General features: G+C 46.2%; 5 protein-coding genes and 1 pseudogene. 1 reads left to right on the forward strand and 5 read right to left on the reverse strand.

Translation table 11 applies throughout. From position 1 onward, the window contains the following. Window positions 1–253 precede the first annotated feature (253 nt). Window positions 254–1,306, reverse strand: a complete 1,053-nt coding sequence (locus tag AC3A8L_RS18590) for an AraC family transcriptional regulator (protein ID WP_487963775.1) — start codon at window positions 1,304–1,306, stop codon at window positions 254–256. A 261-nt stretch (window positions 1,307–1,567) separates the two neighbouring features. Between AC3A8L_RS18590 and AC3A8L_RS18595 the strand changes: the two genes are divergently transcribed. After that, window positions 1,568–2,350 (forward strand): hypothetical protein, encoded by a 783-nt coding sequence (locus tag AC3A8L_RS18595; RefSeq protein ID WP_487963776.1) that lies wholly within the window; start codon window positions 1,568–1,570, stop codon window positions 2,348–2,350. A 78-nt stretch (window positions 2,351–2,428) separates the two neighbouring features. On the opposite strand, the gene AC3A8L_RS18600 is transcribed toward AC3A8L_RS18595, so the two are convergent. From AC3A8L_RS18600 to AC3A8L_RS18615, 4 genes and pseudogenes are all read right to left on the reverse strand, one after another. After that, on the reverse strand, window positions 2,429–3,598 hold the full coding sequence (locus AC3A8L_RS18600; protein ID WP_487963777.1) for a porin: 1,170 nt from the start codon (window positions 3,596–3,598) through the stop codon (window positions 2,429–2,431). 111 nt (window positions 3,599–3,709) lie between these two features. After that, the gene (locus AC3A8L_RS18605; protein WP_487963778.1) at window positions 3,710–4,804 is read right to left on the reverse strand and encodes an imelysin family protein; all 1,095 of its coding nucleotides are present in this window, start codon (window positions 4,802–4,804) and stop codon (window positions 3,710–3,712) included. Window positions 4,805–4,821: 17 nt separating this feature from the next. Then, window positions 4,822–5,949: a DUF1513 domain-containing protein gene (locus AC3A8L_RS18610; RefSeq protein ID WP_487963779.1), complete on the reverse strand. Its 1,128-nt coding sequence runs from the start codon at window positions 5,947–5,949 to the stop codon at window positions 4,822–4,824. Between the two features lie 2 nt (window positions 5,950–5,951). Then, a pseudogene (locus AC3A8L_RS18615) lies at window positions 5,952–6,767 on the reverse strand (di-heme oxidoredictase family protein). Between the last annotated feature and the right edge of the window lie 16 nt (window positions 6,768–6,783).

A 6,783-nucleotide genomic window follows, 5' to 3' on the forward strand; every position in this document is an offset into this window, starting at 1 on the left:
TATTTGCAATAGCCGGCTATTACGTCATATTTTCGCCTCGTCAAGCAAGCACCCACAAACCCAAATTCCAACAAGTTATTCCGTGCACGCCCCTTAGGGGCGAGCATGAAATAACTTCTCGTTTTTTAATTCCTGGGTGCACGCTTGCCTTCGTTAAAAACATTTGCAATAGCCGGCTATTGCGCCATATTTTCGCCTCGTCAAGCAAACGCCCACAAACCCAAATTCCAACAACTTATTCCGTGCACGCCCCTTAGGTCTCAATATTCTTTCGGGTATTGCTAGGTAGTTCTTCAAAAAAAGATTTGTAATCTTTACTAAGGCGGGAATAGTTTACAGCCCCAAGTTGCGCGGCAATATCGGCTAAGCTGAGTTTATCATTACCGGCATTTTGAATAATGGCTGCACGATAGCGATTGAGTTGTATGGCTTTTAAGTACTCACCAGGGCTGCCCGTTAGAACATCTTCAAAAGCTTTCTCTAAGCCGCGCTGGGAAATGTGGCAGGCTAGAGCAACGTCAGAAATTTTTCGGTAGGTGAACGGTTGTGCCTGCATTAGCCTTAGTGTGCGCAGTAATAAATTATTGCGGCTATTGGGCCGATACACGCTGTCAGTGCTGGAGCTTAAAATGCGTTTTGTCAGCTCAAGTAGGCTTTGAGCGTTAGGGTCTTCGCTCTCGTTAAACTTTTTTACCAGTAAATCACGTAAATGCGGTTGCGTTATTGTTCGAACTGAAAGCTTGTTGTTGGTAAGCAGAGGCTCGTGCTCACGAAGCAATGTATTCATTGTTTCGTCATTCTTGCTTATATTACTGTCTATATCATTTATGGCAAAGGTGAATAGTGATAGGTGTTTCGAGATTACCATATCGTAAGGAATGTTGGCCCTAAGAATAAATATTTCATTCTTGGTTATTTTTCTACCATTTAAGAGTAGTGTTCCTTGTGCTGAAGCGAAGCCAAAAATACACTTTTTGGGGCATAATAAAGTCGCTTTTTGCATATAAGCTAGGTTAGCTGTGCTTTTCAGGCCTGTGATCTCGCGCGTAACGACAAGTGTTCGCTCGCCCCTAAATAGCCCCGGCATGAGTTGATTTTGCTCTATATGGCAAAAGTGTGGAAATTTAGAAAAGTTTTTTAATGATAGCCCTAGCGCTGAAAATACAAGTCTCTTCGAGGCCCTTGAGGTTTCGCTTGGTGGCTTGGTACTGGGTCGTAATGGCGTACTTATATCGAGCATAGAGGAATAGCCTGCAATGTTTGCGTAGACCGAAAAATGTTCGGCACAGCTCTCCGTGATGCTCATCCTTGAAACCAACGCAACAAATTGGTGAGATCAAATTAAAGAAATCTGATTATAAGCAATAATGACTTACGCGCCATAGTAAATAATGGGCCAATAGCGAACAGTTCATTTAAATTCTCGCAGATGATGAAAACCAAGCCTATGGTCAATGTAGTGAAAACACCTTTCAGATGATGAGTGGTGGGTAACTGGGATAAACAAAATTGCGTTAATTATCGTAGCTTTGGTCGTTTTTTGGGCTCTTGAGGTGAAGTGTTAATTATGAAATTTTCGGATGAAAGCACTATTCTGAGCGCTATACATAGCGCTCGTCAGGCGGGCATTGTTGCGCGCGCTAATCAACTATTAATTGAGTGTCGCACTATTGATTGCTTTTTATATTGTGCGTATAAAACATTGCAAAATTTGGGATGCTCTGGTTTTGCGCAGTTTCAGTGTGGCGAATCCCGAAACATAAAATTTGGCGATACTGTTAGGCTGCATAAGCAAGCAATGCTACAAGGCGCTGCTATTTGTGTGGATCCCCCCAGTGCGGAGCAATTCACGTACCGTACCGAAAAAATTCTACTGATTATTGATGTAGAGCATTGCAATCCTCAGGACAGTGACATATTAAAAGATAACGTGGCTATTTTTGCTGACTCAATGGAGTCTTGGTTGGTGTCCTATACTAAGTTTCATCAGGGCGTGTTACTGCCAATGCTGGATGTTAAAGCCGTTGTCGATGAGTTAAATAACGTGACAAGTTCTTTGTGTCACATTAATGACGAGCTACTTGAGGCGCAGCGGCACGTTAGCGAGGATTTATTATCCCCGTTACTGGCGTCTCTTCCTGAGCTGGGTTTGGATGTTGAACAAGAAAATAAAATTTTAGGTATTGTTAGTTTGGTGGCCGAAGGTAAAAATAAGCTTGCTGAGTCACAAATTTTAAGAAATATTGAGTTGCGTAAAATAGTTTCGCGTGCAGTAAGTTCTTTGTGTTCATCTAAACAAGACCAAAGTGAGCCATCGTTTATCGATAGCGGCACCGTATTGTTTGAGTAATGCATGGCGTGTTTCTTGGTGATCAGCCGTAAATTGTAGCCCTGCGCCGGACTATGCTTTACGGCTGGCACTGTGAATTTAAAACTGATAACCCATGCCTAGATTAAAGCCATCGGTATTACCTGCATCGTCGTTTTGCATTTGGTAATCGGCTTTAAAAACAATATTCTCGTGTGGCCAGTAATTGATTCCGATATCCGTTTGTGTCCCGTTAACATTTTCGGTTTGGGACCAAGCGCTTTGTCGGGCAAAAACGCCCCAGTTTTCAAGTGGGCGCCAGCTCAATTCCATATAACCCCCATCTTGAATTGCCTTACCGGCGGTTTCGGCAGCTTCGCCGTCTAAATCCCAGCGGCCATAGAGTGCTCGTGTTGTAAAATCCCCTAGTTGGTAGATGGCGTGGCCGCCTATAAAGGTGGCGGCATCGGCGTAGGAGATTTCAGCGCTTTGATCAATGTCCGGTTGGTATTGCCCGTACATGGCCAGTTCTAAACCGTTGATGCCGGTATAGGCCACGCGGCCGGTAATGGCCAAGTCGTAAGCTGCGGCAAAAGAGCTTTTTTGTTTACCTTTTTTCACGTTGAAGGGTTCGGCATTTGTTGTGCTGGTGGGGTCTTCTGTTTTAAGCCCTTCCGAAACCATAACGTCGTAACGCAAGCCATTTTCTAAACGATGAGAGAGGTTGATGCCGGCCGAGTACCACGTGGTGGGAATGATTGTGGTTTCTATGATGGGCCGTTCGGTGCCGTAGAAGGTTGGCGGCTCGTGGGTTTCGTTCATGATACCGACAGGCATTAATAGCACACCGGTTTGTAGGCGCATGCGTTCGCGTAGATCAATTTCGATATAGGCTTGCTCTAACTCAACGGCGCCACGGTTGCCGGCACTGGCAATGACGTGTTCTATTTCCAGTTCAGAAACAAAACGTGCTCGCTCGCTAAACTCATAACCAAAGAACAATACAAAGCGATGAAAATCGAGTTCGCGAATATCTGTGTCATCTTGCGAGAGTGCGTTGTAGTGGAGTTCCCCATAGCCGCCAATATTCACCTTGCTAGTTTTGTGTTCACTTTGCTGCTGGTCTACGGCATCGGCCAGTAGATTAAGTTTTGTATCGACTCCTAATTCTAGGGCCTCTATACGTTCTTGTAGTGCCTCAATGGTGGCTTGATCGGTGCTGTTTTGTGCATAACCTGGGGCGGCAATAATGCTGCCTAGCAGGGCGCTAGAGACGAAGAATTTATTCATACAGTAAGACCTTATTAACGGCCCCTTTTTTGCGAGGGGGCTGATTGTTAGCGATAAAAAATAAAGAGTGGAAACTATGCGCTACGGATTTGAATTTAAGGGGCTAGGCGATTAGTCGCCATCGGTGAAATTAATGCCGAGCTCTACATCGAGAGCATCGGGAATTTCACGTTTAAAGTTACCGTCGAGCCGGCTTAGGGCGATGGCCAGCGCGGTGCTATCTTGTGCCGTAATACTGTTTTTAGCGGTTTGAAGATTATTTTTTACGGTGGTTACCGCAAGCTCTCCGGTGGCGAGGGTCATTAGTTTGAAAAGAGAGTGAGTGCTTTTTTCGCTGCCATTGAGCAGTTGCTCTATGGTGTTAATTGCGGCATTAATATTTTGCCAACTGTGCTGCGCGAGTGTTGCCGATACGCTGACAACGCTGCGCTTTTGTAGGTAATCGAGGTGTTCTTGTACGGCAGTAAGAATGCGGTTTAGCGGTTCGGTACCGTCTTCGAGGCGGTTGCTAAGCAAAAGTTGGCGGTAAGCTTCGCCGGTTTGCAAGTGATTAACCTTCCAGCCGTTTTGTACATACTGGGCGCGCTGTAATAGGTTGGCGCTTAAGCCATCAATGATTTCACATTTACGTGGGTATTTTTGAAAATTTGCGATGATGGCGCTAGAGGACGTGTTTTGTTCGTTATCAGCGGTTTCAAACAGTGCAACCTCTAGCGCTAATAAGCCGATTTTTTGAAAGGTTTGCTGGTTAAAAAAGGCGGTGTCTAGTGCTGTATTTTCGCTGATGTTTTGTTGGATCTCTGAGCGTGCTGTTGCAATGTAGTTGGTGCCGCGCAGGCGTAGCGAATCGATAAAGGTATAGGCTGGAAAAATCAAATCGTCGTTGAGTGGGCCAAAATTGAAATTGGCTAAACTAAACCACGCTTCGTTGAGTTGCCGCCATTCGCTTTGGGCCCCGACCAGCGAAGCGTTGTCGAAGTTAAGGCAAAAATTTTCAATCGCATCCTGCATTTTAATACTGCGTTGGGTGAAGTTTTCACTGGCAGCAATAACGGTGTGATCAACAGTTTGTTCGAGTGTGATCGCAAAATCATCCACGGTCAGTACTGGGGCATCATTTTCCCGTGTGCCGCAGCTGATTAAAGTGCTAATCAATAGGGGTAAAGAAATTAATTTTATTTTTATGTTTAATTTTAAGTTGTGCATAGCGAGTAGCGCTCGGGCTAAATGATAAGTAAGTGGTTGTCCCACTGTGTGCTTGGGTAATGTTGCCGTTTGTTTTTGGCTTCGGTAAGGGTATTCGCCGTAATAAAGCGTATTTGTCCTGAAGAACTACTGAGTAAGAAATGGTTTTTATCGGGTGATAGGGCAATGCCACAAGCATCGTGTAAGTGGTGGTAGCCCATAAAGTGTGCATCATCGATAGACCAAAATGCCGCTAAATTACCCCTTGGGCTGGTAAAGCCAGCAATGCCTAGCTCGGGGTGAATTGCAACGCTGCCGATATAATCTTGCATTTGTGTGATTAACGAATGGGGTTGTTCTAGTAGCGTTAGGGCGGTTGATTGTGGTTTGTGAATGGCCGCCAAAGGGACTACATTGTTGTGATTGCAGGCTTCACGCTGAACTTGCATAGCAAGGGCTACAGTGCCGTTTGGGTGAATGTCTAAGTGGCGAATGCTGGCCTTTTTTTCTTCTACTCGAAAGCTATTGAGTAGCTGCCCTGATTGGCTATCAATATAAGACAGGCATGAATCCATAGTCGATAGGTTGAGTTTTTTACGGCCGCTATTGGGGTGGGTAAGAATACCGCCGTTAGCCACTGCTAGCGTTTTGCCGTCGGGCATTAATTTAATCTGATGCGGGCCTATGCCACCGCTACAGTATTGCGCTAGTTGTTGGTAACTTTTGCTGTCTCGTACGGCGATTTTACCGGCACCACTTTTAATATTGCCTTCTGTGGTGAATAGGTATTGGCCATTCGCGCTGAAACAGCCATGGCCAAATAAATGCTGATTGGGTGCGCATTTTAAGGTGTGCGTGATGGCGCCATTATTTAAGTCCACCTCAACCGCTTGCATCGCTGGGCGGCGGCCAAACAAGAGTGCGTGGTTGGGGCGCAAGGGGTGCGCGGCTACATCGTGCCCTCGGAATTCGGTATAAGTCTTTTTAAGGTCGGTGTCTTTATCGCCCCAGCTAATGCCGAACTGTTCTTTACTGGCTCCCGTGGCTGAAAGCCACCGAGGGTTTTGTGCCGAGCTTTCTTTTGCGCGGCTTATTAATGGCGTTGTGATACCCGCGGCGCCTAATAATTGGATCAGCATTCGACGGCTTATTTTTGAGTGCATCATTGTTAGAGTGCCTCGACAAAGCGTATTAAATGTTCGCGCTGTGTTATGGGGAGTTTGGAGAATTTATTCTTAGCCGATTGCGCTTCACCGCCGTGCCACAAAATGGCTTCTTCAACACCGCGTGCGCGACCATCGTGTAATAAATGATTACTGCCATTGGCTGCTTGGCTTAAACCAATACCCCAGAGCGGTGCGGTTCGCCATTCTTGTCCATTAGCGTCGAAATCGGGTCGATTATCGGCGAGCTGTGGTCCCATATCGTGCAGCAGTAAATCGCTATAAGGCCAGATAGATTGGTTGCTAAGGTGAGGGTGTTGGGTGCTATTTAAGGTGGTGAAGTTCGGTTGATGACAGCCAGCACAGCCGAGTTGAGTAAACTGTTGTTGGCCGCTATTAAGATCGGAAGCGGGTAGGGGGCGTTGCTGCGGTACGGCTAAGTTACGACTAAAGTCAGTAACAAGCTGCAATAGGTGCTCTGGTAGTTCGACACCTTCTTTATCATTACCGTTGGGGCTGTTTATGCAGGTAGGTTGCTGTGCGGTGCAGGGTTAGTTAGGGGCTGCAGGATTGGTAATGCCGATGTCGCCGGCAAACGCTAACGCGGTGACTTGCCGCAGGTTATTGCGGTTAGCTTTAAGGCCAAAGCGGCCGGGTAAGCGCTTTTGTTGCTCGGCTTCCCAGACCCAATTAATGCGCCCAGAGATACCATCGCCATTGCTATCTTGCGCATCGGCTAATGCGTTAATGGCAGCTTGCGGTATTAATTCGAGTAGGCCAACACCGGTCAGTGGTGGTGCGTTGCGTAAAGAGGTTTGAATATCTTTTGGTAGATCG

This window comes from Marinagarivorans sp. (assembly GCF_982758155.1).

Bases quoted from the DNA above. Each gene is read 5' to 3' on its own strand.
- AC3A8L_RS18610 (WP_487963779.1), bottom strand. From the start codon at position 5,949: ATGATGCACTCAAAAATAAGCCGTCGAATGCTGATCCAATTATTAGGC.
- AC3A8L_RS18590 (WP_487963775.1), bottom strand. From the start codon at position 1,306: ATGAGCATCACGGAGAGCTGTGCCGAACATTTTTCGGTCTACGCAAAC.
- AC3A8L_RS18605 (WP_487963778.1), bottom strand. From the start codon at position 4,804: ATGCACAACTTAAAATTAAACATAAAAATAAAATTAATTTCTTTACCC.
- AC3A8L_RS18595 (WP_487963776.1), top strand. From the start codon at position 1,568: ATGAAATTTTCGGATGAAAGCACTATTCTGAGCGCTATACATAGCGCT.
- AC3A8L_RS18600 (WP_487963777.1), bottom strand. From the start codon at position 3,598: ATGAATAAATTCTTCGTCTCTAGCGCCCTGCTAGGCAGCATTATTGCC.